We start from the raw sequence: 17343 nt of genomic DNA on the forward strand, positions 1-17343 counted from the left end.
ACAATTCTCCCGGTCAGCCGAGCCGCAGCCGGCGTTCGCCGAAGGCATAGAGCGGCCGCCACAGCAGCCGGTTGAACAGAGTGACGAGAATGCACATCACGGCAATGCCGAGCACGACGCGCGGAAAGTCGCCGTGCTCGGTGGCCGCAGCGATGTAGGCGCCGAGCCCGCTTGCGGTGAGATGGGTATCACCCCAGCTCGCGACCTCGGCGACGATCGCCGCGTTCCACGAGCCGCCGGAGGCGGTAATGGCGCCGGTGATGTAATAGGGGAAGATTCCGGGCAGCACGACCTTGAACCACCAGCGCCAGCCGGTGAGATGCAGGCTCGCGGCGGCCTCGCGCAGGTCGGTCGGGAAGGCGCTGGCCCCGGCGATGACGTTGAACAGGATGTACCACTGCGTGCCCAGGATCATCAGCGGGCTCAACCAGACATTGGCGTCGAGGCGAAAGCGCACGATGAGCACGACGAACACCGGGAAGGCGAGGTTGGCCGGGAAGGCGGCGAGGAATTGCGCCAGCGGCTGGATGCGCTCGGCGAGCTTCGGCCGCAGCCCGATCCAGACGCCGACGGGCACCCACATCAGCGACGCCAGCGCGATCAGCACCGCGACGCGGATCAGCGTGATCAGGCCGTAGCCGATCGCGGTGAGGACGTCGGTGAGCGCCAGCGTCGCCGAGAGATAGAGATAGGTCTTCCAGCCGGCATAGACGCAGCCGAGGATGACCACGGCAAGCCAGAGACCGTCGACCATCTGCGACGGCGGCGCGTGGCGCACGGGGCCGCTCCAGGCTTTCGGCCAGTTGATCCGCAGGTTCGAGAAGGTGCGGTTGAGCGCAGCGAACGGCATCGACAGCGAGCGCAGGGCGCGGGTGCGCCGGAACAGATCGAGCATCCAGGAGGTGGGCGGATTGCCGGAGGCGGTCTGCTCGAAGCGGAATTTGTCGGCCCAGGCCACGATCGGGCGGAACAGCAGCTGGTCATAGGCGGTGACGACGAGCAGCATGGTCAGCAGCGCGGCGCCGATCGCCGCCAGATCCTTCTGCTGAATGGCGAGCGCGACATAGGAGCCGATGCCGGGCAGGGTGACGGTGGTGTTGCCGACCGTGATCGCCTCCGACGCCACGACGAAGAACCAGCCGCCGGACATCGACATCATCGCATTCCAGATCAGGCCGGGCATCGCATAGGGCACGTCGAGCCGCCAGAAGCGCTGCCAGCCGGAGAGGTGGAAGCTGCGCGTCGCCTCCTCCAGGTCCTTCGGCACGTTGCGCATCGATTGGTACATGCTGAAGGTCATGTTCCAGGCCTGGCTGGTGAAGATCGCGAACACGCAGGCGAGCTCGGCGCCCAGCACCTGGCCCGGAAACAGGTTCATGAAGAACACGACGGTGAAGGTCAGGAAGCCGAGGATCGGTACCGACTGCAGGATGTCGAGCAGCGGGATCAGCACGATCTCGGCGCGCCGGCTCTTGGCCGCGAGCGCCGCATAGACGAAGGTGAAGACGAGCGAGCACGCGATGGCGAGCAGCATGCGCAAGGTGGTGCGCAGCGCGTAGAGCGGCAGGTTGGACGGATCGAGCGAGACAGGGGCGGTGTCGAGCGCGGACAAGGGCTGGGTGGTCTGCTCGCCGCCATAGACGATCAGCACCATCGCGCCGACCACGATGATCAGCGCGACGACGTCCCAGATATTGGGGCGCACGGTTTCGCGCAGCACGGTCGTCCTGATGTCCCGGAGCAGCATCGGCATGTCTCGTCTGGTCGGCCGCAACCATCGGCGGAGGCTGCGGACGTGGCCGTGTCATGGCTTGAGGGCTGGTCGGCCGGACAGTGCCGGCCGAATCCGCACCCTAAGTGCCCTGTGTGATGGTTTGATATCAAGCGGAGCGGTCGGGATCCGGCCTCTCGGTCCGGCCTATCAAAGGATACGCAGGCAGCCTCTTCACGTTCCCGCGACGAGGCTAGTCGAACGCAGATGCGGCTTGGCTTGGGGCTCCATCGGTACGGAGACGCCGGGTCACATCTGTCGCGCCGACGACGGTCAGCGCCTCCCCCGCTTGCGGGGGAGGTCGCATCGCATCGTCAGGTGCGATGCGGGTAGGGAATGCTCCGGGAGCGACTGCCGCTGTGGCGCCCCCACCCCAACCCTCCCCCGCAAGCGGGAGAGGGAGCGCACTGGTCGGGCCGCAGCAGTGGGGCTCAATCACCCCACGTTCGGCTCGCCGCCGTCCGGCGCGAGCCTCGTCGCCAGGATCTTGTCGATGCGGCGGCCGTCGAGGTCGATGATCTCGAAGCGCCAGCCTTGCAGCTCGAAGCTCTGGCCGACCTCGGGCACGCTGCCGAAGTGCTGCAGCACGAGGCCTGCGACGGTGTGATAGCCGCGATGCGGCGGCACCTCGATCGCCAGCACGTCGGCGAACTCGTCGAGTTGCATCCAGCCGGAGACCAGCAGCGAGCCGTCGTCACGGCGGACGCAGGCCGGCTCGGGCGGGCCCTCCTCGGAGGAGAACGCGCCGACGATCGACTCCAGGATATCCGCCGCGGTCACCACGCCTTCGAACGCGCCGTATTCGTCGTGCACCAGCCCCATATGCACGGGCGCCACCTTCAGGATGGCGATCACGTCGCGCGCATCGACGGTGGACGGAATGATCGGCACCTCGCGCACCAGGCTGCGCAGGTCCGGCGTCTCATCGCGCAGATACGCCGCCAGCAGGTCCTTGGCCTGCAGCACGCCGATCGGACGGTCGCGCTCGCCGTCCGACACCGGCAGGCGCGAATGCGGGCTCTTGGCGAGCAGTTCGCGAATGGCCTTGGGGTCGTCGTTGAGGTCGACGACGTCGACCTCGGGCCGCGGCGTCATGATGGCGCCGACCGGACGGTCGCCGAGCCGCATCACGCCGGCGATCATCTCCTTCTCGCCTGGCTCGAGCACGCCGGCGGTCTCGGCCTCGCGCACCAGATGATGGATCTCTTCCTCCGACACTTTCTCCTCGGCCTCGCCGGAGCGGCCGAGCAGCGTCAGGATCAGCTTGCCGGAAAGGTCGAGCAGCACCACCAGCGGCAGCGACACCTTGGTGAGCAACTGCATGGCCGGCGCGACGCGGACGGCGATCGCCTCGGGATCACGCAGCGCGAGCTGTTTCGGCACCAACTCGCCGACGATCAGCGTGGCATAGGTGATAATGGTGACGACGAGGCCGACGCCGACGATGTCGGCGACGGAAGCCGACAGGCCGAGCTCCAGCAGCGACTGCGTCAGGCGCTGGCCGAGCGTGGCGCCGGAGAATGCGCCGGAGAGCACCCCGACCAGGGTGATGCCGATTTGCACCGTCGAGAGGAACCGGCCGGGATCGGACGCCAGCGCGAGCGCCCGACGGGCGCCGGAAACGCCCTTTTCCGCCAGCAGCGCCAGCCGCGCGGGACGCGACGACACGATCGCGAGTTCGGACATGGATAACAGTCCGTTGACGACGATGAGGACGACGATGATGGCGAGTTCGACGGAGAGCATTTCGACCTTGTCTGGCGCCCGGAGGGGCAGGATGGGGACAGGTCCTAGCATATGGGGACGGCAAGCGCCCAATGCCGGTGTGCGGCGGTGGCGTGCATGGGAGGGCTGAAAGTGGGAGGCTGGTTCGCTTGAGGCACGGGCAGCTCCTGAACCTCCGGTGTGGTCCCGGCGAACGCCGGGACCCATACCGCGTGATCTATCGAAGGCACTCGGAACGGCGACGAATTGCCGCCACCACGGGCGCTGACGATCAGGCAGGACAACTGCCAGCGAGGTCCCTCGATGGCGTCCGCGGTATGGGTCCCGGCGTTCGCCGGGACGACACCTTTTGTGGAGCGCCAGTTTCGGCTCTCACTGGCGTCAGGCAGCAGGGCGCAACGCCTGCGCGACCGCTCCTCAGAAATCCCCGTGCAAGCGCCCCGAGAAGATCGACACCGGGCCGCGGTCGGCGTTGTAGGCGGGGTTGTTGACGAACTGGTAGTCGGCGGTGAAGGTCAGGTATTTGTTGATGGAATAGGCGTAGTAGGCCTCGATGATGCTCTCGCGCCGGTAGTTCAGCGCGCCGTCGCCGATCAAGGGGCCGAGGCCGCCGGCGGCGAGGAAGGCGCGGTGGTCGCGCGACAGGCCGTTGGTCACGCCGGCGAGGCCGATCGTGTCGTCGGGACGGCCCCAGCGGGTGCCCTTGATCGAGGTGCCCAGCGACAGGCTGTTGTCGATGTCGGTGAACGCCATGATCTCGGTCTTGCCGTCGTTCCAGCTCCAGCGCCCGAACAGGCCGACATCGTCCGTCACCGCCTGGTCGAAGCTGACGACATAGCCGTATTTGCTGCGGCCGCGACGGGTCTGGGTAATGTCGGCGTTGAGCGCGGGATTGTCGAGCGTCTCGCGGTAGCTGCCGGAGAAGGTATTGTTGAAGAAGCCGATGGTGCGCAGATGGCCGGGCTGCGAGAACAGTTGATAGCGCGTCTCCAGCTCGACGACGTAGCTGCCGCGCTTGAACACCTTCATGTCGAAATTGTTCGAGTTCGAGGTCGCGTCGACCAGAAAATAACCGGCGCGCAGCGCCCAGCTCTTCTGGTTGAGCTCGGCTGTCGCGCCGTAGGTCAGGCCGAGCTTGTCGGCGGCGTAGTCGAAGGCGCCGGGCGCCCACACCGACCAGTTCATGAAGTCCTTGCGCGCGTCCTTGGCGTAGGCATTGCCGTCGAACACGTCGAGCACAGGAAATTTGCCGATCTGCACGGTGAGCCGCGAGACGTCCTGCTTGCCCGATAGCTGCAACTGGCCGCTGCCGAGCTGCTCCTGCTCGCCGCCGAAGCCGAAGGTCTGGCGCAGGAACAGGCGCGAGGTGTTGTAGTGGGGGTATGGAAAGTCCGACTTCTGCGCCTCGCCATTGGGGAAGCCGCCAAGGCCAACGGTGTTGCTGAGGCCGAAGCCCTGCAGCAACTCGGGATTGTAATAGACCTCGCCGCCGTCCCACAGCCGCGCATTGATGAACAGGCTGTTGCTCCAGGTCTCCTGGAACTGGCGCGCGGGCGTCAGGCTGTTGGCGCCGGTATAGGCGGCGCGGAACGCCGGATAGCCCTGGCCGAGCACGGTCGCCTGGCCGTGGATCTCCCAGCGGTCGGATTCGGGATCGGACGGATCGCTCTTGAGCTTCAGATCGGGACCGCCGGCGAAGTCCAGCTTGCGGTTGAGCCCAACCCGCAGGGTCTGGAATTCGAGCGCGGAATTGTAGCTGGCACCGTTGGAGAAGCGGACGCCGGCGTTCTCGAAATGGCTGTAGAGATATTCGAGGCGCCAGCTCCAATGCGGCGCAAAGCTGCGCTCGATGCCGGCGCCGGCGGCCCAGCCGAGCCGCGTCGTCAGCAGCTTCTCGGTGTCGCCGGCCGCAGTGGTGTTGATGAAGCGGCCGCCGGTCCAGGCCAGGCCGCCGGTGGCATAGACCAGCCAGTCGCCCCTGACGTAGCCGACCCGGCCGCGGGCGGTGGCGACATAGTCCCACAGCTCGGAGACGTTCGAGCCGGGTGTGCCCAGCATCGCGACGGTGTGGTTGGAGGTGAGATAGTTCGGAAAGCTGAAATCGCCCTCGAGCCCGAGCAGCAGGCCGGAGCGGGTGACCCAGTTGTAGCCGGCCTGCGCGCCACCGGTGAGGCCGCTGAACGGGCTGCCGGCGCTGGCCGTCCCGCTCGGGTCGGTCAGGGTCGCCCGGGCATGGTCACGGGTATAGCCGGCATGGACGCCGACATAGAGGCCGGTCCAGTCGAACACCGTCTGTGCCATCCGGGCCTTGACCGGCAGGTCGGCGGCAGCAGCGGGGGCGGCGAGCGCGGCGATCATGGCGGCGGTCGCGATCGTCTCCCGGGTGCAGTTCGAACGGATCATGGCAGCAGATTCCCAAGGCGAGGCACACGACGACACCGGCAACGTCACACCTGATTGCCCGCGCACAGTCACGAGAAGATTACGGAGTAGATGATGTTCGATCGGAAGTGTGGATGAGCTGCGGCGATTTAGGGATGATTTATATTGCGATTAATTCGCAACAGCAAGCGCAGGGCTGGTTCATTCGGTTTCTGATTGCGGGTGTGGCGCCTGCGCAACAAAAAACCCGCCCGGGGCGGCCGGGCGGGTTGTCGAGATCGCGGATCGGGGCAGGTGGAAGCCCGGCCGTGGCGGATGGGGCGAGGCGGGCCTTGGCCGTGATTGGGCGGGGCGAGGCGAGCGCCCAGCATCAATAGCCGCAGGCCCTGACGCTGCCGACATACTGGCCGTAGACGTTGTACTGCGGCACCCAGCGGCAGTACCGATAGCCACCGCCGTAATAGTAGCCGTCGTTGCTGGCGGCGATGGCGCTGCCGACGACGGCGGCTCCGACGAGGCCGGCACCGACGCCCCAGCCCCAGTGATGATGGTGGAAGCCGTTGGCCGCAGCGGGCGTCGACGTCGCCGCGATGCTGCCGGTGACGGCGAGCGCGGTCAGTGCGAGGGCGGCAATCTTGGTCTTGATCGACATGGTCGAAGGCTCCTGTTTGCTATTGGGGCGGCCGGCGTCGGCCGCTTGCCAAATTGGACGGAGCCTTTTCGAAACCGGTTCGAATCGCCGGATGAGGTGCCCGGCGCCCTGAAAATTCGTTCGTTGATACAGGGGCTTGGCCTCGGTTCAGCAGCCCGGCAACGGGCCGCGGCGAAGCGTGTTCACGTCGAAGTTATCGACGTCCTCCAGCAGCGCGCAGAACGCCCGCGCGCCGTGGTCCAGCACGCGCTCGCCCTTCTCCGCCGACGCCTGCGTGGCATCGCCGACCGCACCGCTCGCATTCAGGTCCTGCGTCTGCCAGGCCATCGGCGCCGGCCGCTGCGTCGAGAGCACCTTGCAGGTGGTTTCCATTTCAGCGCCGCGCGAGGGGAAAGCGGCGATGGCATCGGTGCGCACCAGCGTGGGATGGCAGGCCAGCATGATCGAGGTCTCGACGGCGCCGCCGTGGATGCCGTGCCGCAGCTCATCGGCCGAGAACAACCCATCGGGCGCACCGAAGCGCGACCATGACGTCGTCACCACCAGCATGCGGTGATCAGCGCGCAGATCCTGCGCGACCAGGGTCATCGCAGCGCTGTTGCCGCCATGGCTGGTGACGATCACGAGCTTCCTGAGTCCAGCGCGCGCGACGCTGTCGCCGAGAGCACGCCAGCTCCGCAGCGCGACCTCCGTCGGCACGGTCAGCGTGCCCGGATAGTCGATATGCTCGGTCGAGATCCCCACGGGCTGCACCGGCAGCACCGTCACCGGCAGCGCCGGCGGCAGCAGCGCGCGGACGCGCGCGAGATAAGCCTCGGCAATGTAGACGTCAGTGCCGAGAGGCAGGTGCGGCCCATGCTGCTCGGTGGCGGCGAGCGGCAGCACCGCGATCCAGCGCGCGGTCTCGGGCGTTCCCGAGTCGGGCGCTCCAAAATCCGGCCAGTGCAGCTCGGTCCAGTCGCGGGGCGGCACGGTCATCGCGCGGGCCATTTCCTTCGTCCGTCGGGCAGGGTAGTTATCACCGATTGATCTTAGCATGTTCAGCCAGAAAGAACCGGGGAGACCAGACATGGCGCAGGCGCTTCTGTCGCGAACGTTAATGGCGGCATCGCTGGTCGTAGCCGGACTGATCTCGGCGGCTCAGGCCCAGATGCTGGACAAGGTCTCGTTCGGCACCAACTGGGTTGCCGAGGCCGAGCATGGCGGCTTCTTCCAGGCGGTCGCCGACGGCACCTACAAGCGCTACGGACTGGACGTGACGATCGTGCCGGGCGGTCCGAACGAGAACAACCGCATGCTGCTGATCTCCGGCAAGATCGAGTTCTTCATGGCCGCAAATACGCTGATGTCGTTCGACGCCGTCGCCAACAACGTGCCGGTGGTGTCGATCGCGGCGATGTTCCAGAAGGATCCGCAGGTGTTCCTGACCCATCCGGAGTCCAGGATCACCAAGCTCGAGGAGCTGAAGCCGCTGACCCTGTTCGTCTCCAAGGAAGGCATCTCCAGCTACTATCAATGGCTGAAATCGGAATACGGCTTCTCCGAGAAGAATGTCCGCCCCTACACGTTCAATCCGCAGCCCTTCATCGCTACGCCGCAGAGCGCAATGCAGGGGTATGTCACGTCGGAGCCGTTCGCGGTCGAGCGCGCCGCCGGCTTCAAGCCCGGCGTGATCCTGCTCGCGGACAACGGCTTCAACACCTATTCGACCCTGATCGAGACGCGGCGCGACCTCATCGAGAGCAAGCCGGACCTGGTGCAGCGTTTCGTCGATGCTTCGATCATCGGCTGGTACAATTACATCTACGGCGACAATTCCGCGGGCAACGCGCTGATCAAGAAGATGAACCCGGAGATGACCGATGATCTCCTTGCCTATTCGGTCGCCAAGATGAAGGAGTACGGCATCGTCGATTCCGGCGACAGCGTGGAGAAGGGCATCGGCGCCATGACGGACGAGCGCGTCGCCAGCTTCTTCGACAAGATGGTGCGGGCCGGCGTCGTCAAGTCGACGATCGACTATCGCAAGTCGTATACGCTGCGTTTCGTCAACAAGGGCGTCGGCATCGATCTCCGGCCGAAGAAGTAGGACGCTCGAGCGGCGCTTTCAGCAAATGAGCTCACCCCCTTCGTCCGAGCGCGCCGTTGCGACCGCGGTATGCCTGCGCGGCGTCACCAAGGTGTACGAGTCCGGCGTCGCCGCGCTGGGGCCGATCGATCTGACCATCGCCAAAGGCGAATTCGTCTCGCTGCTCGGCCCCTCCGGCTGTGGCAAGTCGACGGCGCTGCGCCTGATTGCGGGTCTGGTGGCGCCAAGCGCCGGGACGGTGGATGTCGCCGCCTCGTCAGAGGCGCATCCCGGCGATCGCGTCGGCTTCGTGTTCCAGGAGCCGACCCTGATGCCCTGGACCAGCGTGCGCGACAATGTCGGCCTGCCGTTGAAGCTTGCGCGGGTGCCGGCGAGCCAGGCGCGTCCAAGGATCGATGCGGCGCTCGAGCAGGTCGGTCTCGCTGATTTTGCCGACGCCTTTCCGCGCGAACTATCCGGCGGCATGAAGATGCGCGCCTCGCTGGCGCGCGCGCTCGTCACGCACCCCGGCATCCTGCTGATGGACGAGCCGTTCGCTGCCCTCGACGAGATCACGCGCTTCCGCCTCAACAATGATCTGCTGGAGCTGTGGCGCAGGCTGAACATGACGGTCGTGTTCGTCACCCATTCGGTGTTCGAGTCGGTCTATCTGTCGCAGCGCGTGCTGGTGATGACGGCGCGACCCGGCCGGCTCAGTGCCGAGATCAGGATCGACGCTGACCAGCGCGATGATGCGTTCCGTGCCTCGCCGGCTTATGCCGATGATTGCCGCCGGGTCTCTGACGCGCTCGCACCGGCCTATACCGGAGTGCATGCGCTGTGAGCATGCAGGGTCGAGAATCGTCCCTCTCGGGCGCGCGGCTTGCGAGCCTCGCCTTTCCCGCGATCGTGTTCGTCGCTGCGATGACGGCGTGGGAGCTGGTTGTGCGCCTCAACGGCATCCAGCCCTATGTGTTGCCCGGGCCGCTGCTGGTGCTGAAGACGCTTGTCGCCGATTGGGACATTCTCGCGCAATCGCTGCTGACGACCCTTATCACGACATTCGAAGGCTTCATCGCCGCAGCGCTCGGCGGCATCGCGCTGGCGCTGTTGTTCAACCAGTCGAAATGGCTGGAATGGGCGTTGTTTCCCTATGCCGTCGTGCTGCAGGTGACGCCGGTCATCGCCATTGCGCCGATGCTCCTGATCTATCTGCCGCAGCAGACGGCGGTGGTCGTGTGCGCCTGGATCGTCGGCTTCTTCCCGGTGCTGTCCAACACCGCGCTCGGCCTCAACTCGGTCGATCGCAATCTCGCCGGGCTGTTCCAGCTCTATGGCGCCTCGCGCTGGCAGACCTTGCGCTATCTGAAGCTGCCGGCGGCGCTGCCTTACATTCTCGGCGGCCTGCGCATCGCCGGCGGCCTGTCGCTGATCGGCGCGGTCGTCGCCGAGATCGCGGCGGGCAGCGCTGGTGCCGGATCCGGTCTCGCCTATCGCATCGCGGAATCCGGCTATCGTCTCAACATACCCCGCATGTTCGCAGCGCTGGTGCTGCTGTCGGTCGCCGGGATTGTCATTTATGGCTTGCTGGCGCTAGTTTCGCACCTCGTTTTACGGCGCTGGCATGAGAGCGCGCTTGGAAAGGACAACTGATGGCGGCGACTTCGTCTGACAAGATCGATGTTCTGGTCTATGGGCCGCTGCGGCCGATCCTGGAAAAAGGATTCCCGGACAGCTTCAACGTGCACCATGCGACGACGCAGGCCGATCTCGAAGCGCTGCCGGCGGACGTGAAGGGCCGGATCCGCGGCATCGCCGTGACCTTCCACACCGTGAAGACCGACGCCGCCGTGATGGCGATGCTGCCGAAGCTCGAGATGATCGCAAGCTTCGGCGTCGGCTACGACCACATCGCAGCCGCGCACGCCGGACAGCACGGCATCATCGTCACCAACACACCGGACGTGCTGACCGAGGAGGTCGCCGACGTGGCGCTCGGGCTCCTGATCGCGACGTGCCGCGAATTCATCAAGGCCGATCGCTTCGTTCGTTCGGGGGAGTGGAGCGAGAAGCCCTATCCGCTCAGCGTCGGCTCGCTGCGCGACCGCACCGTTGGCATGGTCGGCATGGGCCGCATCGGCCAGGCGATCGCGCGCCGGCTCGAAGCGTCGCTCGTCCCCGTCGTCTATCACTCGCGCAACCCGGCGGCGGGCGTCGCCAACAAACACTATCCCGACCTGCTCGCGATGGCCAAGGACGTCGACACGCTGGTCGTCATCGTGCCTGGCGGTGCCGGCACCAACAAAATCGTCAACGCCGAGGTGCTGAAGGCGCTCGGACCGCGCGGCGTCGTCGTCAACGTCGCCCGCGGCTCGGTCATCGACGAGCAGGCTCTGGTCGAAGCGCTGAAGTCCGGCACGATTCTCGCCGCCGGCCTCGACGTGTTCGAGAAGGAGCCGGCGGTGCCGGACGCGCTCAAGGCGATGGACAATGTCGTGCTGCTGCCACACATCGGCTCGGCTGCCATCGTAACCCGCAACGCAATGGATCAGCTGGTGGTCGACAACCTCAAGGTCTGGTTTGCCGGCAAGCCGCCGCTGACGCCCGTTCCGGAAACGCCGGTGAAAGGTCGCCGATGAAACGTCCGCTCCCATTGCTGATCGCGCTGCTGTCGGTGGCGGGCGTCCCTGTCGTCGCACAAGACGCCGCCAGCCTGAAGAAGGCGATGATCGGGCAGTGGGAGCTCGCGACCACCGAGCGCAGCAAGACCTGCGTCGTGACCCTGAAGCCGGACGTCGCGCCGCGCGGGCAGAAGCTCGAGCTGGAGCCGAGCTGCGCCACGGCGCTGCCCTTCACCAAGGACATCGCCGGCTGGAACGTGAAGGGCCTCGACATCGTCAGCCTCCAGGCCGCCAATGGCGAGGCGGTGATCGATTTCACCGAGGTCGAGGCCGGCATCTTCGAAGGCCTGCGCCAGGGCGAGGGCGTCTACATCCTGCAGAACCTGGCGGCGGCGCGGTCGCTGGCGAAATCCATGGACCAGATGATCGGCGACTGGGCCATGGTCCGCGGCAACGGCGCCACGATCTGCAGCCTGGTGCTGACCAACAACGACGCCGGCAATGATAATTTCCAGGTGTTCGTGAAGCCGAAATGCGATCCCGCCGTCGCGGCGTTCGCACCGAGCCAATGGCGGCTCGAGCATGGCCAGATGATGCTGATGTCGGACCGTGGCGAGACCTGGCGGTTCGAAGCGGACGACAATGCGCAGTGGCGGCTCGTGCCCGACAGCGCCAATCCGCTGATCATGCTCAGGCAGTAGACGACACGCGCGCTGCTGAGCGTCCCTGCCCCGCGGCAGTCAGGCCTCGTCCGGCATCGGACTTGGTTAACGATTGGTTGCGTGCCCGTTCCACCAATCGGAACTTGTTGTTTACGCATCTTGCGTCTGATGGTTGCGCTTCATCGAGGGAGCCCGCCATGCGTGAGCTATTGCGCCGGTTCAACAGGTCGCTGCCGTCGTTCAGCCTGAACGACAAGATCTCGGCGGCTGCGGCCGCATTCGCCGTCCTGGTGATGCTGTCCACTTTGGGCGCGCTGTCGGCGCTGCGCGAGCAGCGCCTGTTCTACGACCGACTCGAAGCGCTTGCCGCGGCGTCCCGCAACACCGAGCGGACCAACGCGCTGATCTACGCGGTCGTGATGGAATCGCGCGGCATCTACATGTCGGCGGACCGCACCGTCGCGCGGCGCTATGCCGATGCGCAGCTCGTGAAGCTGGCGCAGCTGAGCAAGGTGGTGGAGGAGTGGGAAGCCCAGGTCGCCGACGGTGACGCCGCGCTGTTCGCCCCATTCAAGAAGCGGATCGAACAATTCGTCGCATTCCGCACCGAGATGGCGCGGCAGACGATTTCGGTCGGATCGTCCGCGGCGCGCGAGCTCGGCGACAATGACGAGAATCGCGCGGTGCGCACCGCGCTCAACGAGGACCTCGAGAAATTGTCGCGGCTCTATGCCGACCGCACCCGCGAGCTCGGCGAGACGGCCGATGCGCGCGGCATGGCCGCGTTCTATCTGGGGGCGCTCGGAGCGGTGATCATCACGCTGATCGCGGCCGCGGCGCTGGCGCTGCGCCGGGGCGTGCTGATGCCGCTGCTCGACATCGCCCGCGTCACCGACCGCATCGCCGCCGGCCGCATCAAGCTCAAGATTCCGCACGCGCGGCGCCATGACGAGATCGGACGGGTCGCGCAGGCCGTCGCGACCTATCAGGACGGTGCATTCCGCCTGCATGAGCTCGAGCAGCACGAGGTCGAGATCGAGCGCCAGTACACCGACATCCTGCGCCAGCACGAGCAGCTCGAGCAGGGCGCGATCAGCAGCCAGCAGCGGCTCGATGCGGCGGTCGCCAACATGGCCCAGGGCCTGATCATGCTCGACAGCTTCGGCTACGTGCTGATGGTCAACGATCAGTACCGCAAGCTCTACGGTGTTCCGGCGTCGATCGCCAAGCCCGGCGCGCACATGCGCGAAATCCTCGCGCATCGCGCCAAGCTCGGCCTGATGCGTGAGAAGCCGTCGGAATTCCTCGCCGCGCTGCGCGAGCGCATGAAGGAGCGAAGAGCCGAGATCGTCGAGGTCGCGCTCGCTGACGGCCGCATCATTCGTGTGTCGGAGCGTCCGATGGATGGCGGCGGCTGGGTCGCAACGCATGAGGATTTCACCGCCCAGCGCCGCAACGAGCGTATCCTGGCGCGCGCCGAATACTTCCTCGCCGCCCTGCTCGAGAACATCCCACAGGCGGTGGTGGCAAAGGATGCGGAATCGCTGCGTTACGTCTTCGTCAATCGCGCCACCGAGGTCCTGTTCGGTCTGCCGCGGTCGGAGATCATCGGCCGCGCCGCGCGCGACCTGTTTCCAGAGCCGACATGCACCCTCATCGAGGATTTCGATCGCCAGCTGCTGGCCGACGTGTCCGATGAAACTCCGAAGGCGCACAGCGTCGAGATGCCCGGCAACCGCCGCCGCGACGTGGTGGTGCGCCGGCTGCCGGTCTCGATCGGCGAGGGGGCGCCGAAATATCTTCTCAATATCATCGAGGATCGCACGCCGGAACAACGCGCCGCGGCCTGACGCCTTGTCGCAGCAGTCCGGGATCCTGCTGCCTTGACGTCGCCTTGATCTGCATCAAGAACGGCCCCGCCGGGTGGAATAGCGTGCCCGAAACGGAGACCTGTTCATGATCCGACGTCTGGGGATTCCTTTCGCCACGCGCTTGGGCGCTGCCGCGCTGCTCATGCTGGCGGTCGCAGCGCCGCTGCATCAGGCTGCCGCGCAGGACGCGCTGGGTGGCGCCATCCTCGGCGGCGCCGGCGGCGCGATTCTGGGCGGCGCGATCGGCGGCGGCCGTGGTGCTGCGATCGGCGCGGTGATCGGGGCCGGCACCGGAGCTGCCATCGCGGCCGACGGCGAGCGCCGTCGTGGCGGTTATTATTCCTATCGCAACGGCTGCTATCTGCAACGCGGCGACGGCTCCTGGGTTCGCGCGCATCCGCGCTACTGCTACTAAGCCTTATCCGTCGGCCGAATTGGCCGCTTGGCCGCGCGATGAACGCGCGGCCGGCGACTTGGTTGCGCGCTCCAGCACCTGGATGACGCGCGGATCCTCGCAATGCGCGACGTTGAAGCGCATCATCGTCGCGGCGGATTGCGCCGCGCTGAAGACGTCGCCGGGCGCGAGCACCACGTGCTCCTCGAGCGCGGCCTGGGCCACCTCGATCGCCGTACAGCCGTCCGGCAACCTGCACCACAGATGAAAGCCGCCGCGTGGCATCAGCCATGGGGCGATACCGATGCGCTGCAGCCGTGCCGCCACCCGCGGCCGCGCTCGCGCAAGCCGTGCCCGCAGGTCCTCGACGTGCTTGCGGTAGCTGCCGCTGGTCAGCACCTGGGTCAACGTCTCCGCGGCGAATTGTCCGGGACCGCCGAAGCCGGTCGCGATCTGCAGGTCGATCAGCGGCTCGATCCAGTCCGCGCGCGCCGCGATGTAGCCGCAGCGCACCGAGGCCGACAGTGTCTTGGAGAAGCTGCCGACCAGGATCACCCGCGCAAGCCCGTCGAGCGCGGCGAGCCGCGGCGACGGCGCGGGTTCGAAATCGCCGTAGATGTCGTCCTCGACGATGATCGTGTCATGCGCTGACGCGGCGTTGAGCAGCCGGTGCGCCGTCTGCAGCGACAGCGTCGCCCCGGTCGGATTGTGCAGACCGGAATTGGTGATGTAGAGCCGCGGGCGCTCGGCCGCGAGCACTGCCTCGAACCGGGCGATGTCGGGTCCGCCCGGCGTCATCGGCACGCTGACGATCCGCGCCTGATGCGCGCGCAGCAGGGCGAGGAAGTTGAAGTAGCAGGGATCGTCGACCAGCACGGCGTCGCCGGGACGCAGCAGCATGCGGCAGATCAGGTCGATCGCCTGCGTACCGGACGAGGTCAGCACCAGTTGCTCGCTGAACGCGTCGATGCCGATAGCGGCAAGGCGGCCCTGCAGCAACCGCCGTAGCGCCGCCGATCCGCGTGCAGCGCCGTAGTCGCTCAGCACCCGCCCGCCGCCGCGCGCCAGCGCGCGGACCGCGCGCCGCAGCGCGTCCTGCGGCATCCACTCGGCCGGCAGCCAGCCGCAGCCGGGCGTCAGCGTTCCCGGCCCGGCGTCGAGCGACTGCCGCGACACCCAAAACGGGTCGACCGCGCGCGGACGGCGCGGCTCGCGATCGCCGAGGGCCAGCGGCGGCAGCGCCGTATCGGCGACATAGAAGCCGGAGCCGCGCCGGGCGCGGATCACGCCTTCCGCGGCAAGTCGGTCATAGGCCTCGACGACGGTGGCTGGCGAGACCCCCATCGCCGCGGCGAAGGCGCGGATCGAGGGCAGACGCTGGCCGGCGCTGAGCGCGCGCGTCGCCAAGCGCTGCCGGATCGCATCGACCACGGCGATGGTCCGCGTGCCGCCCCGCCGGGAATCGCGCGTCACTTCTCCCAAGTGTGTCGCCCTTTGCGCCAATACAGATTGTGGAAATTGTATCGGTCTGTCGCTGCCGCAACAAGCCTGGTCGGGCTATGGGATCTGCGAGGAGGAGCCGTGCATGAAGGGATCGATCGAAGGCTGGGGGAGCGGCATCGTCGGCATGACGATCTTCAGCGGCTCGCTGCCGGCGACGCGGGCGGCACTGGAGGGTTTTTCGCCGCTGTTCCTGACGGGCGCACGCGCGACGCTCGCGGCCGTGCTGGCCGCGCTTTGTCTCATGCTGCTGCGTCAGCCGCTCCCCGGCCGGCGCGATCTGGTGTCGCTGGCAGTCGTGTCGCTCGGTGTCGTCATCGGTTTTCCGCTGCTCACCGCTCTGGCGCTCCAGCACATCACCTCGGCCCACGCGATCGTGTTCGTCGGTCTGCTGCCGCTGTCGACCGCCTTGTTCGGCGTGCTGCGCGGCGGCGAGCGGCCGCGGCCGTTGTTCTGGCTGTTCGCTGCGCTCGGGGCTGCGGCGGTCTCGGGCTTCGCCCTGTCGCAGGATGGCGTCGCGTCGCCGATCGGCGATCTCGCGATGATCGCCGCGATCATCGTCTGCGGCCTGGGCTATGCCGAGGGCGCCATGCTCACGCGCAGGCTTGGCGGCTGGCAGGTGATCTCGTGGGCGCTGCTGTCGTCCGCGCCGCTGATGCTGCTGATGGCGGTGCTGACGCTGCCCGCCGCATCCCGTGACATCACGGCCGCGGCGTGGCTGGGCCTCGCCTATGTCTCCGTCTTCAGCATGTTCGTCGGCTTCGCCTTCTGGTACCGCGGGCTCGCCCGTGGCGGCACTGCGACGGTGGGCCAACTGCAACTGCTGCAGCCCTTCCTTGGCCTCGGTTTCGCGAGCCTGCTGCTGCATGAGCCGGTGTCGGCAACGATGATTGCCGCAGCCGGAATCGTCGTCGTCTGCGTGGCGATGGCGCGCCGCTGGGCGTAAGCCGTCGGCGGCTATTTGCGATGATAGAGTCCGGTGAAGCTGACGCCGGCGCCGCCGCAATCATTGTTGTCCTCGACCAGCAGAAGCGCGCCGATTCGCTGCAGGCGCACGCGGCACTCGTCGCCGGCATTCGGCCGCTCGAACGGCGTGCTGCCGTCGTCGACAAAGGCAATGAGGCCGCCCTTCGGCTCTGCCGTGGCGCCGAGCGATCCGTTGCGCAACTCGCGCCCGGCCGGCAGCACCTGATCGCCTTCGATCCGGAGCCGGTTGCCGGCCTCTTTCCTGATCGTCAGCCCCCCTCCAGGGTGCTCCCAGCTTCCGGTCCAGTCGGCCGTCGTCGGCGCGGCCATCGGCTCGACGGCGGTGAGGGCAGCGCGCGGCAACCAGCCGGTGGTCCAGATCTGTGCCTTCGCATGCGGCTGCTGGTAGCTGACGCAGACGAAAGCGCCGCGGGTCCTGTCGACCAGCACGAGGTCGTCGCGGACGAGGTAAGCCTTCTTCCGGCAGGCGTCGGTCGCAGCGGGACAGCTGGCGGCCTTGAAGTCGTCGTCATAGGGGCTCTTGACGAAGTTCACCCGCGGCTGGCCGCTCACTTTGGCCACGACGAGCGGCAGCGCATCATCCCAGCCGACGCCATTGCAATTGGCGGGATCGTTGGCGTCGTAGGCGGCGGCCGCCGTGAGGGGCAGGACGCCCAGGATCAGTCCGATGAAGGCCGCGCGCATCCGTCGTTCCTCTCCACGCTTCGCCA

Annotated in this window: 15 protein-coding genes; 8 read left to right on the forward strand and 7 right to left on the reverse strand. The window is 67.0% G+C overall.

All coding sequences use genetic code 11. The features are described 5' to 3' along the window. Positions 1-13 precede the first annotated feature (13 nt). The 5 genes from ACQR10_RS14845 to ACQR10_RS14865 all read right to left on the reverse strand — a co-directional run bounded on the left by ACQR10_RS14845 (position 14) and on the right by ACQR10_RS14865 (position 7520). Positions 14-1747, reverse strand: coding sequence for an ABC transporter permease (locus ACQR10_RS14845; protein ID WP_316216878.1), 1734 nt, complete (start codon positions 1745-1747; stop codon positions 14-16). Positions 1748-2206: 459 nt separating this feature from the next. After that, positions 2207-3517: a hemolysin family protein gene (locus ACQR10_RS14850; RefSeq protein WP_434911991.1), complete on the reverse strand. Its 1311-nt coding sequence runs from the start codon at positions 3515-3517 to the stop codon at positions 2207-2209. Positions 3518-3913: 396 nt separating this feature from the next. After that, complete coding sequence (locus ACQR10_RS14855) at positions 3914-5899, reverse strand: carbohydrate porin (protein ID WP_316216790.1); 1986 nt, start codon at positions 5897-5899, stop codon at positions 3914-3916. A 349-nt stretch (positions 5900-6248) separates the two neighbouring features. Next, positions 6249-6530, reverse strand: coding sequence for a hypothetical protein (locus ACQR10_RS14860; RefSeq protein WP_316216789.1), 282 nt, complete (start codon positions 6528-6530; stop codon positions 6249-6251). Between the two features lie 147 nt (positions 6531-6677). Continuing rightward, positions 6678-7520 carry a creatininase family protein gene (locus ACQR10_RS14865; RefSeq protein WP_410053196.1) on the reverse strand — a complete coding sequence of 281 codons (843 nt, stop codon included), beginning with the start codon at positions 7518-7520 and terminating at the stop codon, positions 6678-6680. A gap of 109 nt (positions 7521-7629) precedes the next feature. Here ACQR10_RS14865 and ACQR10_RS14870 point away from each other — a divergent pair, with 109 nt between their 5' ends. The 7 genes from ACQR10_RS14870 (at position 7630) to ACQR10_RS14900 (ending at position 14167) form a co-directional block, all read left to right on the forward strand. Then, complete coding sequence (locus ACQR10_RS14870; RefSeq protein WP_315800907.1) at positions 7630-8619, forward strand: ABC transporter substrate-binding protein; 990 nt, start codon at positions 7630-7632, stop codon at positions 8617-8619. Positions 8620-8644: 25 nt separating this feature from the next. Next, entirely contained in the window at positions 8645-9442 is a 798-nt protein-coding gene (locus ACQR10_RS14875; RefSeq protein ID WP_315800528.1) for an ABC transporter ATP-binding protein, read from the forward strand. Positions 9443-9444: 2 nt separating this feature from the next. After that, positions 9445-10251 (forward strand): ABC transporter permease, encoded by an 807-nt coding sequence (locus ACQR10_RS14880; RefSeq protein WP_315800527.1) that lies wholly within the window; start codon positions 9445-9447, stop codon positions 10249-10251. Then, on the forward strand, positions 10251-11237 hold the full coding sequence (locus ACQR10_RS14885; protein WP_315800526.1) for a 2-hydroxyacid dehydrogenase: 987 nt from the start codon (positions 10251-10253) through the stop codon (positions 11235-11237). Before ACQR10_RS14880 ends, ACQR10_RS14885 begins: the two co-directional genes overlap by 1 nt. 86 nt (positions 11238-11323) lie before the next feature. Further along, positions 11324-11920: an AprI/Inh family metalloprotease inhibitor gene (locus tag ACQR10_RS14890; RefSeq protein ID WP_315800906.1), complete on the forward strand. Its 597-nt coding sequence runs from the start codon at positions 11324-11326 to the stop codon at positions 11918-11920. Between the two features lie 158 nt (positions 11921-12078). After that, positions 12079-13731 (forward strand): PAS-domain containing protein, encoded by a 1653-nt coding sequence (locus tag ACQR10_RS14895; RefSeq protein WP_316216787.1) that lies wholly within the window; start codon positions 12079-12081, stop codon positions 13729-13731. A gap of 106 nt (positions 13732-13837) precedes the next feature. Then, positions 13838-14167: a hypothetical protein gene (locus tag ACQR10_RS14900; RefSeq protein WP_315800524.1), complete on the forward strand. Its 330-nt coding sequence runs from the start codon at positions 13838-13840 to the stop codon at positions 14165-14167. Between the two features lie 3 nt (positions 14168-14170). Here the strand turns inward: ACQR10_RS14900 and ACQR10_RS14905 are convergent, their stop codons facing one another. Then, positions 14171-15619, reverse strand: coding sequence for a PLP-dependent aminotransferase family protein (locus ACQR10_RS14905; RefSeq protein WP_315800523.1), 1449 nt, complete (start codon positions 15617-15619; stop codon positions 14171-14173). A gap of 112 nt (positions 15620-15731) precedes the next feature. Here ACQR10_RS14905 and ACQR10_RS14910 point away from each other — a divergent pair, with 112 nt between their 5' ends. Further along, positions 15732-16592 (forward strand): DMT family transporter, encoded by an 861-nt coding sequence (locus tag ACQR10_RS14910; RefSeq protein ID WP_316216877.1) that lies wholly within the window; start codon positions 15732-15734, stop codon positions 16590-16592. An 11-nt stretch (positions 16593-16603) separates the two neighbouring features. On the opposite strand, the gene ACQR10_RS14915 is transcribed toward ACQR10_RS14910, so the two are convergent. Beyond that, a complete protein-coding gene (locus ACQR10_RS14915; protein ID WP_434863970.1) occupies positions 16604-17317 on the reverse strand; it encodes a hypothetical protein in 714 nt (237 codons plus the stop codon). Between the last annotated feature and the right edge of the window lie 26 nt (positions 17318-17343).

This window comes from Bradyrhizobium sp. HKCCYLRH2060 (genome assembly GCF_051168135.1).
In the GTDB taxonomy this organism is placed as follows: domain Bacteria; phylum Pseudomonadota; class Alphaproteobacteria; order Rhizobiales; family Xanthobacteraceae; genus Bradyrhizobium.

Bases quoted from the DNA above. Each gene is read 5' to 3' on its own strand.
- ACQR10_RS14845 (WP_316216878.1), bottom strand. From the start codon at position 1,747: ATGCTGCTCCGGGACATCAGGACGACCGTGCTGCGCGAAACCGTGCGC.
- ACQR10_RS14850 (WP_434911991.1), bottom strand. From the start codon at position 3,517: ATGCTCTCCGTCGAACTCGCCATCATCGTCGTCCTCATCGTCGTCAAC.
- ACQR10_RS14855 (WP_316216790.1), bottom strand. From the start codon at position 5,899: ATGATCCGTTCGAACTGCACCCGGGAGACGATCGCGACCGCCGCCATG.
- ACQR10_RS14860 (WP_316216789.1), bottom strand. From the start codon at position 6,530: ATGTCGATCAAGACCAAGATTGCCGCCCTCGCACTGACCGCGCTCGCC.
- ACQR10_RS14865 (WP_410053196.1), bottom strand. From the start codon at position 7,520: ATGGCCCGCGCGATGACCGTGCCGCCCCGCGACTGGACCGAGCTGCAC.
- ACQR10_RS14870 (WP_315800907.1), top strand. From the start codon at position 7,630: ATGGCGGCATCGCTGGTCGTAGCCGGACTGATCTCGGCGGCTCAGGCC.
- ACQR10_RS14875 (WP_315800528.1), top strand. From the start codon at position 8,645: ATGAGCTCACCCCCTTCGTCCGAGCGCGCCGTTGCGACCGCGGTATGC.
- ACQR10_RS14880 (WP_315800527.1), top strand. From the start codon at position 9,445: ATGCAGGGTCGAGAATCGTCCCTCTCGGGCGCGCGGCTTGCGAGCCTC.
- ACQR10_RS14885 (WP_315800526.1), top strand. From the start codon at position 10,251: ATGGCGGCGACTTCGTCTGACAAGATCGATGTTCTGGTCTATGGGCCG.
- ACQR10_RS14890 (WP_315800906.1), top strand. From the start codon at position 11,324: ATGATCGGGCAGTGGGAGCTCGCGACCACCGAGCGCAGCAAGACCTGC.
- ACQR10_RS14895 (WP_316216787.1), top strand. From the start codon at position 12,079: ATGCGTGAGCTATTGCGCCGGTTCAACAGGTCGCTGCCGTCGTTCAGC.
- ACQR10_RS14900 (WP_315800524.1), top strand. From the start codon at position 13,838: ATGATCCGACGTCTGGGGATTCCTTTCGCCACGCGCTTGGGCGCTGCC.
- ACQR10_RS14910 (WP_316216877.1), top strand. From the start codon at position 15,732: ATGAAGGGATCGATCGAAGGCTGGGGGAGCGGCATCGTCGGCATGACG.
- ACQR10_RS14915 (WP_434863970.1), bottom strand. From the start codon at position 17,317: ATGCGCGCGGCCTTCATCGGACTGATCCTGGGCGTCCTGCCCCTCACG.